Annotated in this window: 1 protein-coding gene; it reads left to right on the top strand. The window is 23.2% G+C overall.

The annotated features are described in order from the left end of the window. Positions 1-50: 50 nt before the first annotated feature. Positions 51-246, top strand: a 196-nt coding sequence (locus SB679_RS25775) for a hypothetical protein (RefSeq protein ID WP_410705214.1), incomplete at its 3' end; no start/stop codon positions are given.

Raw genomic sequence — 246 nt, 5'->3', positions numbered from 1 at the left:
ATCATATTTAAAATAAACCTACTTTATAAATTTATTAATTTACAAATACAATGAAATATTTAATAATTACTATTTTTAGTATACTAGTTTTTTTGAGTTGTAAGCAGCATTTGAATAATTCAAAAAAAGAGAATATAGAACCACAGTTATCGACTAAAAATTCCAATTTACCCACATCTAATAAGATTAAAACTGATACAACCACCACAAAGAAAAAAGCCATTAAAGAATGGACTTTTAACAACC

Source organism: Chryseobacterium sp. SIMBA_029 (genome assembly GCF_046535275.1).
Lineage (GTDB): Bacteria > Bacteroidota > Bacteroidia > Flavobacteriales > Weeksellaceae > Chryseobacterium.
Note: the sequence above shows the minus strand (reverse complement) of the source record. Positions and strands in the feature narration are given on the sequence as shown.